Annotated in this window: 16 protein-coding genes and 3 pseudogenes; 7 read left to right on the forward strand and 12 right to left on the reverse strand. The window is 61.5% G+C overall.

The genetic code is table 11. From position 1 onward, the window contains the following. Nucleotides 1-61 precede the first annotated feature (61 nt). Nucleotides 62-2053 carry an acyl CoA:acetate/3-ketoacid CoA transferase gene (locus tag RW095_RS29930; RefSeq protein WP_317022342.1) on the forward strand — a complete coding sequence of 664 codons (1992 nt, stop codon included), beginning with the start codon at nucleotides 62-64 and terminating at the stop codon, nucleotides 2051-2053. A gap of 282 nt (nucleotides 2054-2335) precedes the next feature. On the opposite strand, the gene RW095_RS29935 is transcribed toward RW095_RS29930, so the two are convergent. The 3 genes from RW095_RS29935 to RW095_RS29945 all read right to left on the reverse strand — a co-directional run bounded on the left by RW095_RS29935 (nucleotide 2336) and on the right by RW095_RS29945 (nucleotide 4692). Next, nucleotides 2336-2650 carry a hypothetical protein gene (locus tag RW095_RS29935; protein WP_317022343.1) on the reverse strand — a complete coding sequence of 105 codons (315 nt, stop codon included), beginning with the start codon at nucleotides 2648-2650 and terminating at the stop codon, nucleotides 2336-2338. Nucleotides 2651-2915: 265 nt separating this feature from the next. Continuing rightward, nucleotides 2916-3743: a hypothetical protein gene (locus RW095_RS29940; RefSeq protein WP_317022344.1), complete on the reverse strand. Its 828-nt coding sequence runs from the start codon at nucleotides 3741-3743 to the stop codon at nucleotides 2916-2918. Between the two features lie 586 nt (nucleotides 3744-4329). After that, nucleotides 4330-4692, reverse strand: coding sequence for a winged helix-turn-helix transcriptional regulator (locus tag RW095_RS29945; RefSeq protein ID WP_317022345.1), 363 nt, complete (start codon nucleotides 4690-4692; stop codon nucleotides 4330-4332). 89 nt (nucleotides 4693-4781) lie between these two features. Here RW095_RS29945 and RW095_RS29950 point away from each other — a divergent pair, with 89 nt between their 5' ends. Then, nucleotides 4782-5108 (forward strand): nuclear transport factor 2 family protein, encoded by a 327-nt coding sequence (locus RW095_RS29950; RefSeq protein ID WP_317022346.1) that lies wholly within the window; start codon nucleotides 4782-4784, stop codon nucleotides 5106-5108. Beyond that, the gene (locus RW095_RS29955; protein ID WP_317022347.1) at nucleotides 5108-5887 is read left to right on the forward strand and encodes an SDR family oxidoreductase; all 780 of its coding nucleotides are present in this window, start codon (nucleotides 5108-5110) and stop codon (nucleotides 5885-5887) included. Before RW095_RS29950 ends, RW095_RS29955 begins: the two co-directional genes overlap by 1 nt. A 407-nt stretch (nucleotides 5888-6294) precedes the next feature. Here the strand turns inward: RW095_RS29955 and RW095_RS29960 are convergent, their stop codons facing one another. The 3 genes from RW095_RS29960 to RW095_RS29970 are packed head-to-tail and all read right to left on the reverse strand — an operon-like array spanning nucleotide 6295 to nucleotide 8487. After that, nucleotides 6295-6696: a limonene-1,2-epoxide hydrolase family protein gene (locus RW095_RS29960; RefSeq protein ID WP_317022348.1), complete on the reverse strand. Its 402-nt coding sequence runs from the start codon at nucleotides 6694-6696 to the stop codon at nucleotides 6295-6297. A 50-nt stretch (nucleotides 6697-6746) separates the two neighbouring features. Then, nucleotides 6747-7718, reverse strand: a complete 972-nt coding sequence (locus RW095_RS29965; protein ID WP_317022349.1) for a zinc-binding dehydrogenase — start codon at nucleotides 7716-7718, stop codon at nucleotides 6747-6749. 10 nt (nucleotides 7719-7728) lie between these two features. After that, on the reverse strand, nucleotides 7729-8487 hold the full coding sequence (locus RW095_RS29970; RefSeq protein WP_317022350.1) for an SDR family oxidoreductase: 759 nt from the start codon (nucleotides 8485-8487) through the stop codon (nucleotides 7729-7731). A 107-nt stretch (nucleotides 8488-8594) separates the two neighbouring features. Between RW095_RS29970 and RW095_RS29975 the strand changes: the two genes are divergently transcribed. Further along, nucleotides 8595-9554 carry a LysR family transcriptional regulator gene (locus tag RW095_RS29975; RefSeq protein ID WP_317022351.1) on the forward strand — a complete coding sequence of 320 codons (960 nt, stop codon included), beginning with the start codon at nucleotides 8595-8597 and terminating at the stop codon, nucleotides 9552-9554. Between the two features lie 90 nt (nucleotides 9555-9644). Here RW095_RS29975 and RW095_RS29980 read toward each other — a convergent pair. Further along, nucleotides 9645-9941, reverse strand: a pseudogene (locus RW095_RS29980) (LysR substrate-binding domain-containing protein); the annotation flags it as partial. A 53-nt stretch (nucleotides 9942-9994) separates the two neighbouring features. Here RW095_RS29980 and RW095_RS29985 point away from each other — a divergent pair. Both RW095_RS29985 and RW095_RS29990 read left to right on the forward strand, forming a co-directional pair. Beyond that, nucleotides 9995-10123, forward strand: coding sequence for an SDR family oxidoreductase (locus tag RW095_RS29985; RefSeq protein WP_317022352.1), 129 nt, complete (start codon nucleotides 9995-9997; stop codon nucleotides 10121-10123). A 10-nt stretch (nucleotides 10124-10133) separates the two neighbouring features. Continuing rightward, a pseudogene (locus tag RW095_RS29990) lies at nucleotides 10134-10287 on the forward strand (amino acid ABC transporter permease); the annotation flags it as partial. Here RW095_RS29990 and RW095_RS29995 read toward each other — a convergent pair. Genes RW095_RS29995 through RW095_RS30005 form a run of 3 tightly spaced genes read right to left on the reverse strand, consistent with a single transcriptional unit; the run spans nucleotide 10250 to nucleotide 13224 of the window. Beyond that, complete coding sequence (locus tag RW095_RS29995) at nucleotides 10250-11539, reverse strand: Zn-dependent hydrolase (protein ID WP_317022353.1); 1290 nt, start codon at nucleotides 11537-11539, stop codon at nucleotides 10250-10252. The pseudogene RW095_RS29990 and the gene RW095_RS29995 overlap by 38 nt on opposite strands. Then, a complete protein-coding gene (locus tag RW095_RS30000) occupies nucleotides 11536-12081 on the reverse strand; it encodes an L-2-amino-thiazoline-4-carboxylic acid hydrolase (protein ID WP_317022354.1) in 546 nt (181 codons plus the stop codon). Before RW095_RS30000 ends, RW095_RS29995 begins: the two co-directional genes overlap by 4 nt. A gap of 6 nt (nucleotides 12082-12087) precedes the next feature. Continuing rightward, the gene (locus RW095_RS30005) at nucleotides 12088-13224 is read right to left on the reverse strand and encodes a branched-chain amino acid ABC transporter substrate-binding protein (RefSeq protein ID WP_317022726.1); all 1137 of its coding nucleotides are present in this window, start codon (nucleotides 13222-13224) and stop codon (nucleotides 12088-12090) included. A 239-nt stretch (nucleotides 13225-13463) separates the two neighbouring features. On the opposite strand from RW095_RS30005, the gene RW095_RS30010 reads away from it, so the two are divergent. Continuing rightward, nucleotides 13464-14384, forward strand: coding sequence for a LysR substrate-binding domain-containing protein (locus RW095_RS30010; RefSeq protein WP_317022355.1), 921 nt, complete (start codon nucleotides 13464-13466; stop codon nucleotides 14382-14384). 34 nt (nucleotides 14385-14418) lie between these two features. Here RW095_RS30010 and RW095_RS30015 read toward each other — a convergent pair whose 3' ends face one another. Together RW095_RS30015 and RW095_RS30020 are read right to left on the reverse strand one after the other, a co-directional pair. Then, nucleotides 14419-14730, reverse strand: a complete 312-nt coding sequence (locus RW095_RS30015; RefSeq protein ID WP_317022356.1) for a hypothetical protein — start codon at nucleotides 14728-14730, stop codon at nucleotides 14419-14421. An 89-nt stretch (nucleotides 14731-14819) separates the two neighbouring features. After that, nucleotides 14820-15889, reverse strand: a pseudogene (locus tag RW095_RS30020) (substrate-binding domain-containing protein). Nucleotides 15890-15899 lie beyond the last annotated feature (10 nt).

Here is a 15899-nt window from a genome sequence, read left to right on the forward strand (position 1 = left end):
GAATGGTCGCAACAACGATATAGCGCCGGAGCCTGGCTCCATGGTGCAGTTTGGAGACATCATGAGTGCAGGCTTTCAACACCCGTTCCCCGCAGCCGCCAATAGTGTCGCGCGAGGCAAAATCGTTAGCGCACAACAGGCCGTCAGACTGATTCGACCGGGAAACACTGTGGCAACCGGTGGCTTCGTTGGTATCGGGTTCGCGGAAGAAGTCGCCATCGCGCTCGAGCAGCTGTTCGTTGACTCAGGCCGCAACGCAAGCGCCACGGCTCGAGACCTAACACTGGTCTACGCGGGTGGTCAGGGCGACGGAGCCGGTAAAGGCTTAAATCACCTCGCCCACGAAGGACTCGTCCGGCGGGTTATCGGTGGCCACTGGGGACTTGTTCCTGGCCTCCAACGCCTGGCCGTTGAAGGTCTGATCGAAGCCTACAACCTTCCGCAAGGCGTCATTTCCCAGCTGTTTCGCGACATTGCCGCTCATCGGCCTGGCCACTTATCGACAGTTGGACTCGGCACGTTCGTCGACCCACGCAACGGTGGCGGCAAGCTCAACGCCCGGACGACGGAGGACCTGGTCAGCCTCATATCCGTCAACGGTGACGATTGCCTTCTGTATAAAACTTTCCCGGTCGACGTCGCCATCGTGCGTGGCACAACCGCCGACGCGAACGGAAACGTGACGATGGAGAAGGAGGCGCTCACCCTTGAGTCGCTTGCCATCGCGATGGCCGCGCGGAACTCCGGTGGCATCGTGATAGTCCAGGTCGAACGTATCGCAGAATCCGGCACGCTGAATCCCCGGCAGGTCAAGATACCAGGCATTCTGGTCGATTGTGTCGTGGTTGCCAGACCGGAAAATCATTGGCAAACCTTCGCCGAATCGTACAGCCCGGGGTTCGCCAGCGAGCTTCGCATTGCGACTAGTTCAATTGCGTCCATGCCTCTCACGGAGCGAAAGGTTATCGCACGGCGCGCTTCATTCGAGCTGATGGCCAACAGCGTGGTGAATCTCGGGATTGGCATGCCTGAAGGGATAGCGAGCGTCGCTAACGAGGAGAAAGTTTGCGACCTGTTCACGATGACCACCGAGCCCGGGGTTATCGGAGGCATCCCGGCCGGCGGCTTGAATTTCGGTGCCGCAACCAACACCGACGCCATCGTCGACCAGCCCTACCAGTTCGACTTCTATGACGGCGGCGGTCTGGACATTGCATTTCTCGGGCTGGCTCAAGTCGACCGGGAGGGCAACCTGAATGTGAGCAAGTTTGGTCCGAAGCTCGCGGGCGCCGGGGGCTTCATCAACATCTCCCAGGCTGCCAAGAAGATTGTGTTTGTCGGAACGTTCAACGCCGGCAAGCTGGATGTGACTATCAAAGACGGGCGCCTGCAGATTCTTCAGGATGGTGTTTGCCAGAAGTTCGTAGAAGCAGTAGAGCATCGAACCTTCGCCGGTCGTTATGCTAATGAGCGCCACCAGCCCGTGCTGTACATCACGGAGCGATGTGTCTTTAGCCTGACTCCAGATGGTCTCGAACTCTCCGAAATTGCGCCCGGGATCGACCTCCAGCGAGACATAGTTTCCCAGATGGGTTTTACTCCCGTCATCAAAGCACCACCGCGCCTCATGGATGCCCGCATTTTCGAGAACAAACCGATGGGTTTGCGCGCAATGCTTCTGAGCCTGAAGCTCAACGAGCGCTTCAGCTACGACGCCGATAAAAACATGTTGTTCATCAATTTCGAGGGACACAAGGTGACGACCGCTGAGGACGTCGATGCAATCCGCACCGAGGTCGAGCGGGCGTTGTCCGGCCTCGGGGTCAAGCCTCACGCAATAGTCAACTACGACAATTTCTCGATAGCTCCAGAGGTCATTGATGCCTATTCGGAGATGGTGACCGGTTTAGTCGCCCGCTATTACTCGGACGTGACGCGGTACACGACGAGCAGCTTTCTTCGAATGAAATTGGGGGACGCTCTGCAGCGACGCAGCGTCGCCACGTACATCTATGAAAGTCCCGAAGAAGCATCGTCTCATGAACCTCGGTAGTTGAGTCGGTAGGCTTTCGACATTGAGCGCCACCGACGGAGGAACCAGAAGCTCAGTACAGATGCGGTTAGCTGCGCGGGTCGATTCCCGTGTGATTCTGCGGCGACACAGGTCGCGGAACGAATTGTCTCGACCGCAACCCTACAATCAAACCTCCCGATCGCGCCACTGCATTCATTCGGTACTCTTTCGACCTAGTACCTTCGTCGGGAGAACATGGTATCGGAACGCTCAACTCCCTGACGATATCCAGGATCTTCCAGTATGGGCCTAGCGCGGAAATCAAGGGATTGTTGGCATGCTCAGGCGGAAGGCTGCCTTAGTCTCCTTAACCGCACGTTTGGCTGTAGCTGCAATGTTGTACTCGGTTATCGCGAGACTCTTCTCGATCTCCGCCCTGTTGCTCCCCAGGTTGGCCGCACTGACCGATCGGTAGGCTTCAAGTTCGTGGTAGCTCAATCCCGCCATCCAATCGGGCTGAGATTCTTGCAGAGGACATGGAATTGGCTCTCCCAAGCCGAGCAGGCTCATATTACCGACGTCGGAAGAATCGGGAGTCATATCGACTTCTGTTTGTTTCTCTTTGGCGCGAAACATAGCCTGCTCTCCATCAATGACAGGGGACAAGCGTACATGGCATGCCTGAATTTGATGCCATTACCAACGATCACCGCCCTCTCAGGCGTTATGACCCTCGAGCGGAACTCGGCGACATCGACTTTACGTCCACGACCATTCACTCTAGTGCCGTACGTCCACAGATTCAGCGGCGTCGGCGCGTCACCTGCTTCGACCATCTCGGGTGGCGTCGGATAGCCAGTCACCACCCGGTTGTTGTAACTGAGTATCGCCATCACCACAATCACAAGCAATTGCCTAATGTCCAGCGCCGCGTCAAGAGCGGGTGGACCCGGCCTCTTTCAAAAGAATCCTTTTCGACCGCACCTGGAACCAGAGGCATCCATGTTGCTGGCAGAATGCGAAATCTCGCTTCCATGACATTTCGCAGGTCTGGTCGATATGCCGGAGCGTTCAATATCTCGACCTTATAGTGCTGCTGAAGCGGTTGTGCCTTGTATATACTGCTGGTCTCGCCCTGATCGCCAAACAGTTCCTCGCAGCGTATTTCCGAACACCACTGTTCTTCGGTTATATAGAGCCCGAGGCTCTTGCAGAACTCGACCTTGGAACTGACAGCGTTGACCAGCGCCATCATTGCCCCGTTCCAGCAGGGAGGGTCAAACGTCAGATGCACGCCCACGATCATGCGGGAATAGTCGTCGACGACCAGATACAATGTTGGCCTGCGAAGCGCAATACTGCGCATGACACGGGAAACGGGATATACGTCCATGATGGTCGCATCGATATGGAATCGGTGGCCCGGCCCCCTGGTGCTGGACAGTCGCCCAGTCAACGGCCGCTCGTGCAGCAGATAGCGTCGAATTCCTACCTTGCGTACGCGTTGATCCTTGTAGGAATAGATTTGCGCAATGTAGTACTGCAACTGCCTCGGCGTTATGCTGACTCCTGGGACAAACTCCATGTCGAACAGATTACCTTCGGCATCAAAGACCTTTTGACGCGCATACAAGGTCTTGACCCAACGGACTGCCGCTGCGATTGACTTGAAGGCACGAGCACCTTTCCTGTACTCGGCAGAAAAACGGTAGTCTGCCGCAATCGCCAATATCCTTCGGCGTTCCTCGTCAAGCGCCGGACCGCACAGGCATTTTGGCCGCGATTTACGGCCCGGCTTCGATGTAAAGTTCTTCGTCGTCCCCCTGCCTCCACAGCATGGCCGCCCGACTCGCGGCGCCGCGGGTCGCGAGCGCGAAGCGCTGCAGCCCCGCGCGGAGCGGCCCCGAGGTTCGTCTGCGGCAGCGCCGGCCGCCTGCTATCGCGCACGGCCTCCTCGGATCAAGGTGGCGACGCGGCATCAGCCGTGATAAAAGGCGGATTATCACGGCAACGGCTTGGTCGTGAACCGCGACTGGCCGTAGTCGACCCGATGGAGCCGCTCGGACAAGATTTACCACTATCCGCTCCGGGAGCGACATGAGACGACCGCGGATAACGCGCCGGCCTTTATCTCGTCGGCCATCACGGAAAGTGGCGGATCGCCGACGCGGTCCGACCATACCGCGACCCGACGGCGTGACTCCGAAAACGTTGGGAGAGCACCCCAAACCGATGCAGACGCATCCGTTGACTTGCAGCAGCCACCTCGTCGACGACCCACAGAATTCGAATTCACGAAAACAGGTGAGTCAGCCTTAGGCACGCACGCTCGACGCAGCCGATGGAAAGTCTTCACGGTGCTCCGCCCATTTCAGGATCGCATCCAGTGCCGGGCACAGGGCCTGCCCCCAATCGGTCAGGCGGTAGTCCACCTTCGGCGGCACCTGGTGATACACCGTGCGCGTCACAATGCCGTCCTCTTCGAGGCGGCGTAGCTGCTGGGCAAGCATCTTTTGCGTGATGCCGGGAATCAGCCTCTCAAGGTCCGAAAAGCGTCGCACCTGACCACCGAAAAGGTGAAACAGGATGACCAGCTTCCAACGTCCTTCCAGCAGCTTGAATGCGGCTTCGACGTCGATCGCGGCGGTCGTGGGAGTGTAGGCTTTTCGGTTGGGCACGGCTTACTTACTTTTTAGTGCGTTCTTGCGATGTGGTAACTATAGCGCCATCATTGGGACATGCAAACGTGACGTTCAGGAAAAGTCCGATGAACCTGACCCTGCCGCCGCCACTCGATGCCTATCTGAACGCGGAAACCACCAGCGACACCGCTACTCTGGCGAACTGCTTCGCTGCCGATGCCGTTGTGCGCGACGAGGGCCGCACTATCGAGGGGCTCGAAGCCATCCAGGCCTGGAAGAAAGACGCCAAAGCCAGGTACCAGTACAACGTCGAGCCGTTGGACCTATCCCAGGATGGCGCCGCCGTGACGATGCGCGCCAGGCTCACCGGCACCTTCCCCGGCAGCCCTGTCGAGCTGACCTACACGTTTGTCCTGGCTGGCGGCAAGATCGCGTCTCTGGAGATTCGCTGATGCGCGCCGCACCCGAACTTCAGGGGCTTCGGGCGCTCGTCACTGGCGGGACCAAAGGCGTCGGTAAAGCCGTTGTCGCACACCTTTGCGAGGCGGGCGCGAATGTCCTCGCGACGGCGCGTTCGCGTTCCGATGACCTTGCAGAAGAAAGTTTCATCGGTGCGGACATCACGACGGCCGAGGGCTGTAAAACCATCGTCGACGCCGTGCTCGACCGGCTCGGCGGCGTCGATATAATCGTGCACGTGGCGGGTGGTTCATCTGCGCCGGCGGGTGGCTTCAGGGTGCTCGACGACGACGAATGGAACAAGGCATTGAGCCTGAACCTGTTCCCGGCAGTACGGATCGATCGAGCGCTGTTGCCCTCGATGGTCGCGCAGCGCTCGGGCGTCATCATCCACGTCACGTCGATCCAGCGGCAGTTACCGTTGCCGGAAGCCACGATTGCCTATGCCGCCGCCAAGGCTGCCCTGTCGAACTACAGCAAAGCCTTGTCAAGGGAAGTCAGTCCAAAAGGCGTTCGGGTCGTGCGTGTCTCCCCGGGCTGGGTCGAGACGGATGCCGCCGCAAGTCTCGTTGCTGAGATCGCCCGCCAGAACGGCATCGACACGGAAGGCGCCCGCAAGATCATCATGGATTCGCTCGGGGGCATTCCTCTCGGCCGGCCATGCTCTCCCCGGGAGGTGGCCGAACTCATCGGTTTCCTCGTCTCCGCGCGGGCCAGCGCCATCACCGGCACGGAGTACGTCATCGACGGCGGGACTGTTCCGACCGCGTGATCTGAGCCGCTTGTCGGTGGACGTCGACGTGCTTCGGCGTACGTGAAGCGCGTTTCGCAGGTAGCTGTTCGCGGTTCCCGTTCAGGCGCCGGCCTTCAAGTGGTGTGCCCGCCCAATGAACCTCTGCTTTTGTGCAGCTCGCCCCCCGTGGTGGGCCGGGCATTATTCACAGGCGTCATTGCATCTGGACGTCAGGTCACATAGCAGGTCATCCTTCGTCCGCAATTCGCGATGCCCTGGAATGAACGGCAAGCTCTGAGCGCGATCAGCGACCGTCTCATGTCGAGACGGGAGCGGACCCGCGAAAGCTTCCTCTGAACGTCTCAAACTGGCCGGCCGCTGCCCGACAGAGGGTCACACGAATCAGCGAACAGGCGCCATCCGTATAGTCGATCAAGGCTACGCATCTACTCCTCGCTTCCGGTCATCACTGCCGCCAACTGCCGATTGAAGTCACCCGGATCGAAGTAATCGCGCCACACGGTGATTATTCCGTCCTTGACGGTGACCGTCCCCATCACCGGCAGCGATATCTCGCCGCCGTCTTCATGACGGAAGATATCCACGCGCTCGTTCAGAACGACATCGCCCGATGCCGCGATCTGCGTGACCTGCCAATCGACCGTGAAGATTCGGCCGATCCCGAAGTCGGCGTGGAACATTCTGACGTTGTCGCGTCCGACGATCTGTGGAAACGGAACGTTATCGTAGAGTACATCGTCGGCAAGCATCGCGAGTGCCTCATCGATGCGGTTGGCGCTCCAGTGCTCGAAGAACTCGAGCGCAATGCGAATTGGATCACATGACATGATCAACACATCCTTGATTGGAAAGAAGTGTGGAATTGCGCCGGTTCGCGTCAGCAAGAGACGACACCGGGCACGAGAAGCGCAATGCCGGACAGCGATCGTGCTTCGATGGCACGATGTGCCGATACAGCATCCGCCAGTTCGAAATGCACGACATCGAGATCGCTGAACGTGCCGGCGCGCATCAGCGAGAACAGTTCCGTCGAGGCGGCATCGATGGTCCGCGCGTTGACGAACTGAGGCGTGCCGCCGCGCATGATGCGGACATTGCGCCGCGCAGCGTCGGCGGACTCATCGAGCGCATTGCCCGAGGCCGCGCCAATCGCAACGATGTCGCCGCCATCGCGCACCAGTTCGAAGGCGAGCGCCGAGGTAACGGCGCCCACCAGATCAAAGACCACGTCGACGCCATCGGGCACCAGAACTCCAATCTTCTGGGCGATGGCCGGATCGCCAGCATGGAACGTGTGATGCGCTCCGGCGCGCACCTTCGCCATCTTGTCGCGCGAACCGGCCACGCCCAGCACCGTCGAGCCGAGCGACTTCGCCCATCGCGACAAGATGCTGCCCACTCCGCCCGACGCGCCGATCACCAGCGCCGTCTCGCCCGTGCGCAGCGGATGCAGCGCACGCAAGGCCATCCACGCCGTCAGTCCTTTGGCGAGAAACGTCGCCGCGTGGAAGGTGCAGATGTCGGGCGGCAGCTTGACGAGCGCATCGGCGGAGATGAGACGCTCGCTCGCGTAGCCGCCCGCCGCGAAGAAGTACGCAACGCGGTCGCCGGGCGCGATACCTTTCACATCCGTGCCGATATGCGTCACGGTGCCCGCGCCCTCAAAGCCGGGGATGGCGGGCAGCGTAACCGGAAAGCGGCCGGTACGCACCATCGTATCGACGAAGTTCACGCCGATCGCGTCCTGCGCCATTCGAGCCTGACCCGGACCGGGCAGCCCGACGTCTTCATGTTCGACGCGCAACACGTCCGGCGCGCCCATCTCATGCATGCGGATGACCTGTGCCATGTCTGTCTCCTCAGGCGGACTGACCGCCATCGACGTTCAGCGTCGCGCCGGTGATGTACGACGCGTCCGGGCCGACCAGAAACCCCACGGCGGCGGCGATATCGTCGGGCTGGCCATAGCGGCCAAGCGATGCCATGCCTTTCAGCGTCTCAGCGAACGGGCCGTCGTCCGGATTCATCTCCGTGTTGATTGCGCCGGGCTGAACGACGTTGACGGTGATGTTGCGCGGACCGAGATCGCGCGACCAGCCGCGAGTGTACGCGGCGACGGCCGCCTTGCTGGCGACATAATCCGAGACCCCCGCGAACGGAATATGCACGGCGCCCGTCGTTCCAATGGAAACGATGCGCCCGCCATCGCTGAGCAGCGGCGCCGCGGCGCGCACGGCGGTCGCCACGCCCTTCACGTTGACATCGAGCTGTCGATCGAAGCCGCTCGCATCGGCCGATGCATCGTCGACCATTCCGGTCACGAACACGCCCGCCGAATTCACCAGGATATCGAGCCGGCCGAGTGCCTCATGCGCCTGCGTGACGAGCGCCTGAACTTCGTGCGCGACGGCCTGATCGGCCTTGAACGCGACAGCGCGACCGCCGTTCGCTTCGATTTGCGCGACCAGCGCGTTCGCGCGATCCGCCGATGCAGCGTAGCTGAATGCGACGGCAGCGCCATCGCGGGCCAGCCGACGGACGATCGCCGCGCCGATGCCACGCGATCCGCCCGTCACGAGTGCGGCCTTGCCAGCGAGAGGAAGAGTCTGGGTGTTCATGGTTTTGCTCCGGTTGGTTGATTGCACGGATGCAAGGATAGATCGGAGATTGCATCTTGATTAGATGGTTTAGACTTGATCCATCTTCAATCAATCGTTGAAAGTAGATGGAAACGCTCGCCAACCTGGAAAGTTTCGTGAAGAGCGCGGAGTTGCAGAGCTTTTCCGAAGCCGCGCGCCGGCTCGGCCTGACGCCCGCTGCCGTCAGTCGCAACGTCGCGATGCTCGAGCGCAATCTCGGAGTGCGGCTCCTGCAGCGCTCGACGCGCCGCGTCACGCTGACGGAAGCTGGCGAACGCTTTCTCGATTCGATCGGCGGGAGTCTGGACACGCTGCAATCCGCGATCGAAGAGACATCGTCCGGCGCTGCTGAACCGGCGGGCATGCTGAAAGTCAGCCTGAGTCCCACGCTCGGGCCCGCCTATATCCTGCCGCTGCTTCCGGAGTTTTTACGACGCTATCCGCGCGTGCGGCCGGAGTGGCATGTCGAAATAAGGCAGGTCGATCTCGTGCGCGAAGGCTACGATCTCGCGATAGGCGGCGGCTTCGAACTCACGCCCGGCATCGTTGCGCGCGCGCTCGCGCCGGCTCATATCGTCGCGGTGGCATCGCCCGCTTATCTGCGCGATGTCGCCCTGCCCGCGCATCCGGACGATCTCAGGAATCTGCGCGGCGTGGTGATGCGCGGCACAGCCACCGGCCGCATCAGAAAATGGACGATGCAAGGACCGAATGGCGACGAAGCCACGGCGGCCATCAACGAAGACATTGTGATGAACGATCCCGCTGCGATGCGCGACGCCGCCAGGCTCGGGCTAGGTGTCGCGATGCTGGCACTTCCCGACGTACTGCCGGATCTTGCTGACGGCAAGCTCGTGCGTCTGCTGCCCAAATGGCATGCAGATGCGGGCACCATTTCGCTTTACTACGCTTCGCGGCGGCTTCTACCGGGGAAGACGCGCGTGTTCATCGACTTTGTGACGGAGAATTTTCGGCAGCTCGGTTATGCGCAAAGGTTCGATGCGACGAGGGACGAGCGTGTGACGGATCGCACATCCAACAGATGACCGCGTATCCCTCGACAACAAGTGCCAGGAAGCATGGGCCTGCACCAGCACGTCCCAGGGGGCGGGAGACGGAAAGATGTCCTGCAAAAAGCCAACAAACGCTCTCACCGCCGGATTGCTGCGGCGGCTCTCGGGCCACACGGCAGGTAGATGGAATTGGTCATAGGCGAAGTCATGCAGCACAGGTACAAGTTCGCGCCTCCTAACGTATGGCGCTGCGATATACGTCGCCGAAATCCCGATTCCGGCACCGGCGGCCAAAGCCGCGGCAATCGCGTCGCTGACGTCGATAATCAAACCCGACGCAGGCGTGAACTCAATGAGTTTGCCTCCCACATTGAATGGCCACGCAGCCTCCTGCCCCGTCGACTGATATCTGAAGTTCACGCAATCGTGCTGGGTTCGACAGACTTGCGGACTCTGGGCTGAGTAGCGATGTATTGGCGGGCATTATCCCCACGAAGCGCGCCGGGAAAGTCGAAGAGGTCGCACAAGCGATTATTATTTTCCTTGCGTCCGACGGCGCTAGCTTCATAACGGGCCATACCCTCGCTGTGGCGGTTACCTAGCTCAGTAACTCTGATCGACACGGCGCAGGTCGCGAGCAGCACGGTCGCGCGATCGAGCTTTACCGTGCTGAGCTATCTGGCGACGCTGGAGATTTTCTTCGCTTACTGCTATCCGATTTTCGCTGCTTACGCGTTGGCTGGAGAAGCGGTTGGGGAATGTATAGCGGTGCGGTCGCTGTCGCGATCGCCAGCGGAATGCAACACGGCATGCAGCAGCACGTTCGCACCCGCCTCCGCCCATTCCTCGGTAATCGCCTCGGTTTCGTTATGACTCACGCCGCCAATGCACGGAATGAAGATCATGCCAGTCGGCGCGACGCGTGCAGCGTAGATCGCGTCGTGTCCGGCTCCTGAGATCATGTCCAGATGCGAAAGGCGCAGATGATTCGCGGCGCTGCGTACGGTCTCGATACACGCAGAAGCAAATGGCACAGGCGCGCAGTCGAATATCTGTTCGAGCGTGTAAGTGAGGCCCAGTCCGTGCGCAACGTCTGCCGTCTGCTTGCGAAGCGCGGCGTCCATCTGATCGAGCACCTGCGCATCGGGATGCCGGAACTCGACCGTCAGGAAACATTCGCCAGGCACCGTGTTGCGCGAGTTGGGACGCGATTCGATCATGCCGACGGTGGCGCGCCCATCCGGCGCCTGGCGGCGCCCCAGCCCATCGACGAAATCGATCAGCCGGGCCGCGCCGACCAGCGCGTCGCGGCGCAGGTCCATGGGCGTGGTGCCGGCATGCGCATCGGCGCCGTGCAGCGTGATTTCATACCAGCGCTGTCCCTGGCCTCCCGAAACCACGCCGATGGTTTTGCCCGCGCGCTCGAGGATCGCGCCCTGCTCGATGTGCAATTCGTAAAGCGCATGCACGTCGAAGCCGCCAACCGGTTCGGCGCCGTCGTAGCCAATTTGCCTCAGCGCTTCTCCGATGGTCACGCCTGCCGCGTCGGTGCGCGACAGACCATAGTCGAGCGGATACACGCCCGCGAACACACCCGAGGCGATCATGGCCGGCGCGAAGCGAGAGCCTTCCTCGTTGGTCCAGAGAACGACATCGATGGGACGCTCGGTTACGACATCTGCGTCCTCCAGCGTACGCACCACTTCGAGCGCGCCGAGCACGCCATAGATGCCGTCGTAGCGGCCGCCATTCGGCTGCGTGTCGGCGTGTGAGCCGCTCAGGACAGGCGCGAGCGAAGGATTACGCCCGGCGCGACGGGCAAAGATGTTGCCCATCCTGTCGACACGCACGGTGCAGCCCGCTTCTTGCGCCCACTGCACGAACAGATCGCGCGCTTCGCGGTCGAGCTGCGTCAGCGCAAGCCGCCGCACGCCGCCTTTTTCCGTTGCGCCAATCTGGGCCATGCGCTCCAACGAGTCCCACAGGCGAGCCGCATTGACACGGAGATCAGCCGTCATTGCGATGTGTCCTTGCCTTGCTGGTCCCCATGCGAAGGCGCAGATGCCTCGCCGGCCAAGCGATAACGAAAATCGCAACGTTTGCCGCCTTGCATGATCGTGCTCGTCCGCTCGAGCTTGACGCGCGCATCGTAGCCCTCGATAAACAGGCTGTCGCGCGCACAGCTCAGCAGATGGCCGATCTCGCCCAGCCCCATCGCGTGATACATCTCGGCATAGCGGCAGCGCTTTACGTCGTAGTCGTAGTGCGCGTCGTCGGCGCGCAGCACCTCGACCTGCAGCGCGTCGTCCTTTTCCCACAACGTCTGCAGCGCGATGAACGATGCGATGCTCGTGCCTTCCGGCTCGCGCTGCGCGAACTGCTCGCCCGCCTGCACGGCGGCGCCGCTGACGGCTTCCGCGATCACGGCCTGAGCACGCTCGATACCGAGATCGCGCTTCAGGATGGCGTAGATCGGCTTGATAATTTCCGCCTCGATGCGCCGCCGCGCCAATATGCCGAGGTTGTCGATCGCATCGTGTTCAGGCGTGCGCGTACTCATAGCCACTTACTCCTTTGCAGTCTGCGTGGCCGACGCATTGGCCGACGCATTGTTCGAACCGCCCAGGACGTCCACCACATCCCAGCTTCCGCCCTTGACCTTGTAGATCGTGTAGGCGGGATCCTTGAGATTGCCCTCGGCATCGAAAGCGATCGTCCCCGTAATGCCCGGACGCTGGATGGCATGCAGTGCCGCGACCAGCCGCTTCGGATCGGTCGAGCCAGTTTGTTCGATCGCCGCGATCAGCGTGGCGGCAGCGTCGTATGCGAACGGCGCATGCAGTTCGATCGGCGCGTGATAACGCGCGCGGTATTGCGTATCGAACTGCTTTCCGCCTGGCATGCGTTCGAGCGGACGTCCCGGCTCCAGCGCGGTAACGCCCTCGCCTTGCGAGCCTGCGAGCTTCAGGAAGGTCTGGCTGACGAACCCGCCGCCGCCCAGCAGCGTCGCCGGTATCTGCAACTGCCGCATGCGTCGGACGATGGGTGCCGCCTCGCTATCGATACCGCCAAGAAAGACGAGGTCCGCGTGCTGCGCCTTGATCGCCGTGAGTACCGCGCTGTAGTCGACCGTCTTGTCGGTCACGTACTGGTGCGTGACGACGGTGCCGCCGTTGCTTTCCACTCCTTTGATGAACTGGTTCGCGAGTCCGGCGCCAAACGACGTCTGATCGTCGATCACGGCAATGCGTTTGGCCTTCAGCGTTTTCACCGCGTACGCGCCCGTGTACGCGCCGCTGCCGTCGTCGTGCCCCATGATCCGGAATGCGGTGTCGAAGCCCTGCCGTGTGTACGCGTGTCCGGTGGACGCGGGCGCGATTTGCGGAATGCCGGCATCGTGGTAGACGCGCGATGCCGGCACGCTGCAACCCGTATTCCAATGCCCTACGACGCCGGCCACATGCTGGTCGACCAGTTGCTGCGCGACGCTGACGGCCGTACGCGGGTCCGACTGGTCATCCACGGATACGAGCTTGAACACGACCGGCTTGCCGTCGATGGTGGGGTGCGTGCTGTTGGCGTCATCGACGGCCAGTCGCGCACCGTTTTCCAGATCCTTGCCGATGCGCGCCGACGGCCCGGTCAGCGGACCGGCTACGCCGATGAGCACGGTTTGCGGTGTCTGCGCGTGAGCGTAGCCCATCCCGGCGAGTAACGCGGAAATCGCCACGAGGGCGCAATGCACAGGCTTATGTCTGTTCATGATCGAGGACCGTAGTTGTGTGCCGTAAGATGAGAAACATTAAAGAGTGGCGACCGATGGCTGCAAAGCAGCAAAATGCAGATAGATATGCCCACACGGCATTTGGCGCTTATCCCTTTGTTTTTAAGTATGTTTCTTACTTTGACCTCATACCGCCACATACGCCTATAACTTGATACATGAAAAAAATTCAGCATTTTGCAAGCGATCCGCCTTTGCGTGCGGTGCGCACCTTCGAGGCATTTGCACGCCTCGGCTCGGTTGCAGAGGCTGCGCGTGAGCTCTGCGTCACACCTTCGGCAGTCAGTCACCAGTTGCAGTTGCTCGAGACGTTCGTAACCACTGCGCTAACAGTACGCGACGGCCGCGCACTCTCGTTGACCGACGAAGGCCGCGACTACTACCGCTCCATCAGCACGGCTTTTGCCGTGTTGCGCAGCGCGACGGGATTCGTGCGCGAACGCTCGACGCGCAGGCAGATCACCGTCAGTCTGATTCCACTGTTTGGGATGGGATGGTTCATTCCGCGCCTGCATGACTTTCTGGAAGGGAACGACGACGTGGACGTCACTGTGCTCTATGCGAACCATCGCTACTATCACAGCGATGCCGCCGATCTTTCGATCCGCTTCGGCACGGGCGACTGGACGGGGTATCGGAGCACGCGCCTGCTGTCGGGTGCGGTCGTGCCTGTGTGCACGCCGCGCTTCCTGCGGCGTCACGGTCCATTCAAACGCCCTGCCGATCTGGCCAGCGTCCCGCTCGTCCACGACGAAGATCGCAGCACGTGGGCCCACTGGCTGCAAAGCGCGGGGGTGAAGCATGTTGCGCGGACGGAAGGCCCACTGTTCGAGGATGGACAGTTGACCTTGAATGCGGCGCTCGCCGATCTCGGCGCCGCGCTGTTGCGGGCACCGCTGATAGAACGCGAGCTGGCGTCAGGCCAGTTGGTGAGGCTGTCCGAGCACGAACTCGACGATGGGCGGCACTACTATCTTTGCGTGCGGGCAGGCGCCGAACTGCCCGATGGCGCCCAAAGACTGGCGCAATGGATCGTGGACATGTTGACGAAGAAGCATGGCGGCAGAGCCGCTGCATGAGATACAGCTGCCCTGCTGTGCCAATCTGTGTCCGCTACGACGCCACGACGCTCACTGCGCGCTCGTCTGGCGCTGCATCCTCAGCGTCCTCGCTGAGGCTCAGCTGCGCTACGCCAGTAACATGCACGATTTCGCACGGCGGCTTCGGCATCGGCTCGTCGTCGGCAAAGGCGGTGGCGCAACGCATGGCAAACGCCAGCGCCGATTGCCGGTTGGCGAAGTAGCCCAGATCGCCCAGCGAAGTGGCTTCGCCATCTTCCTCGAGAATCGACACGCGTGACACGAACAGCCGGCCTCTTTTCGCCGCCGACGTCTGGACGGCTTTCCCACGGTGATAAAACAGCATGATGTCTCCCGGGTTGCGCGCCGCCTTCGTTTTGCAGCGGTTCGAAGTGACGCTTCGACAATGCCAGCCTGTGTCACGCTCCTCGCGGCTTACTGCGCAGCAGGAATCCACGCAGCCGTGGCTGCGTCGCTCGAACGGAAGGCGGGGAATTTCGCGCCGAGGTCCGCGATCGTCTTGATGTCGTTCTTCACCAGATCGTCGCGCGTGATCAGCGTCGGCTTCACCACGATGTGATGACTCGGGTCCTGTCCTGCCACCAGCAACGCCGCCGCGCGCACCGACACGGCCCCGACCACCGCGGGATTGGTCGCCGCTGTCGCTACCCATGCGCTGCCGGGTGCGCGGATCGCTTCGATATCGGCAGTCGAAATGTCCGCGCTGTAGATGCGCAGTCTCGACGACAGCTTCGCTTCGTCGGCGGCCAGCTTGGCGCCGCGCGCGAACTCGTCGTAGGGGGCAAACACGACGCGAATATCCGGATGCGCGCGATATGCCGCCGACGCCTGATTCGCAACCGACTGCGCGATCGGGTTATCGACGGTCCCCAGCGTGCTTTCTCCTGCACCTTCGGATGCGCGCGCTTGAAGTCGCGCCACACGGCGTCACGCCGGTCGAGCGGCGCAAAGCCCGCGACATACACGTAATCGGCCGCGAATGTATCGCCGTTGTCCTTCACAGCCTGATCGAGCAGGAGCGACGCGAGATCGTGATCGCTCTGCTCGATTTGCGGCACCTTGGGATTGGCGAGATCGACGTCGAACGCGACGACCTTGATGCCCTTGTCCAGCGCGCGCTGCACGACGTCCTTGAGCGACTCCGGCAAGCCGTGATTGACGATGATGGCCGACACGCCCAGGCTGATTGCCTGCTGGATCTGCTCGCGCTGCTCGGACGCATCCTGGCGGCCCTCGTAGATGCGCAAGTCGACTCCGAGCGCCTTGGCCTGCTTCTGCGCGCCAGCCTCGTAGGCCTGGAAGAAGTCACCCGTCGAGAGATAGTTGACGAGCGCGATCCGCACACCGCCCTTGTCGAATGGCGCCGGTGCGCCTTTGAGCGGCTCGGCCTGCGCGGAGACAGCGGAGAGCACGGCGACCGAGCACAACGTCAGCGCGCCGAGCGCACGCACCCAGACCGAGCGGCTTTGAAACAGCGATTTCATCGGAAGTCCC

The organism is Paraburkholderia kirstenboschensis (genome assembly GCF_032806925.1).
GTDB classification, from domain to species: Bacteria; Pseudomonadota; Gammaproteobacteria; order Burkholderiales; family Burkholderiaceae; genus Paraburkholderia; species Paraburkholderia kirstenboschensis.

Bases quoted from the DNA above. Each gene is read 5' to 3' on its own strand.
- RW095_RS29955 (WP_317022347.1), top strand. From the start codon at position 5,108: ATGCGCGCCGCACCCGAACTTCAGGGGCTTCGGGCGCTCGTCACTGGC.
- RW095_RS29950 (WP_317022346.1), top strand. From the start codon at position 4,782: ATGAACCTGACCCTGCCGCCGCCACTCGATGCCTATCTGAACGCGGAA.
- RW095_RS29970 (WP_317022350.1), bottom strand. From the start codon at position 8,487: ATGAACACCCAGACTCTTCCTCTCGCTGGCAAGGCCGCACTCGTGACG.
- RW095_RS29960 (WP_317022348.1), bottom strand. From the start codon at position 6,696: ATGTCATGTGATCCAATTCGCATTGCGCTCGAGTTCTTCGAGCACTGG.
- RW095_RS30010 (WP_317022355.1), top strand. From the start codon at position 13,464: ATGAAAAAAATTCAGCATTTTGCAAGCGATCCGCCTTTGCGTGCGGTG.
- RW095_RS29965 (WP_317022349.1), bottom strand. From the start codon at position 7,718: ATGGCACAGGTCATCCGCATGCATGAGATGGGCGCGCCGGACGTGTTG.
- RW095_RS29935 (WP_317022343.1), bottom strand. From the start codon at position 2,650: ATGTTTCGCGCCAAAGAGAAACAAACAGAAGTCGATATGACTCCCGAT.
- RW095_RS30005 (WP_317022726.1), bottom strand. From the start codon at position 13,224: ATGGGCTACGCTCACGCGCAGACACCGCAAACCGTGCTCATCGGCGTA.
- RW095_RS29930 (WP_317022342.1), top strand. From the start codon at position 62: ATGAGTGCAGGCTTTCAACACCCGTTCCCCGCAGCCGCCAATAGTGTC.
- RW095_RS30000 (WP_317022354.1), bottom strand. From the start codon at position 12,081: ATGAGTACGCGCACGCCTGAACACGATGCGATCGACAACCTCGGCATA.
- RW095_RS29975 (WP_317022351.1), top strand. From the start codon at position 8,595: ATGGAAACGCTCGCCAACCTGGAAAGTTTCGTGAAGAGCGCGGAGTTG.
- RW095_RS29995 (WP_317022353.1), bottom strand. From the start codon at position 11,539: ATGACGGCTGATCTCCGTGTCAATGCGGCTCGCCTGTGGGACTCGTTG.
- RW095_RS30015 (WP_317022356.1), bottom strand. From the start codon at position 14,730: ATGCTGTTTTATCACCGTGGGAAAGCCGTCCAGACGTCGGCGGCGAAA.